This window comes from Aureimonas ureilytica, assembly GCF_001475935.1.
In the GTDB taxonomy this organism is placed as follows: Bacteria; Pseudomonadota; Alphaproteobacteria; order Rhizobiales; family Rhizobiaceae; genus Aureimonas; species Aureimonas ureilytica_A.
This window is the reverse complement of record NZ_LDQA01000119.1, coordinates 1-871: the sequence shown is the minus strand read 5'-3', so window position 1 is coordinate 871 and position 871 is coordinate 1. Positions and strand designations below refer to the sequence as shown.

Below are 871 nucleotides of genomic sequence, written 5' to 3'. Positions count from 1 at the left end.
TCGCCCCCGCCTCACCGCACCCCTTGATCCCCAGCGGATTGGTGGTGCAGGGCGTTTCGTTGGTCAGCACCTCGAACATGGGCAGATCCCAGGCGCGGGGCATGGCGTAGTCATTGTAGCTGGCGGTCACGAGCTGGCCGGATTCGTCATAGTGAACCCCTTCCAGAAGCGCCTGTCCAATGCCCTGCGCCAAGCCGCCATGCACCTGCCCCTCGACGATCATCGGGTTGACGATGCGCCCGAAATCGTCGGCGGCCACGAACTGCACGATCTCGACCTTACCGGTCTCGGCATCCACCTCGACTTCGCAGATGTAGCAGCCGGCCGGGAAGGTGAAGTTCTGCGGATCGTAAAAGGCCCCTTCCTTCAATCCGGGCTCCATTCCGTCCGGCAGGTTGTGCCCGGTATAGGCGCCAAGCGCGACCTCGTGCCACGCCAGCTTGCGATCGGTGCCCGCCACCTTCACCTCGCCGTTCTCGATCACGATGTCGTCGTCGGAGGCTTCGAGCAGATGGGCGGCGATGCGCTTGGCCTTGACCTCCACCTTGTCCAGCGCCTTGGCAATGGCCGACATGCCGACCGCGCCGGAGCGCGAGCCGTAGGTGCCCATGCCGAACTGCACCTTGTCGGTGTCGCCATGGATGACCTGCACATTGTCCACCGGCAGACCGAAACGCTCGGCGACAAGCTGCGCGAAGGTCGTCTCATGGCCCTGCCCATGGCTGTGCGAGCCGGTCAGGATTTCGATCGTGCCGACCGGATTGACGCGCACCTCGGCCGATTCCCACAGGCCGACGCCCGCGCCGAGCGAGCCGACCGCTTTGGACGGTGCGATGCCGCAGGCCTCGATATAGCAGCTATAGCCGAGCCC

Annotated in this window: 1 protein-coding gene; it reads right to left on the bottom strand. The window is 65.0% G+C overall.

Features of this window, described 5'->3' with window-relative positions; translation table 11 throughout:
• Positions 1-871 (bottom strand): xanthine dehydrogenase family protein molybdopterin-binding subunit (locus NS365_RS22900; protein ID WP_153003926.1); only part of this gene is annotated, 871 nt, incomplete at both ends.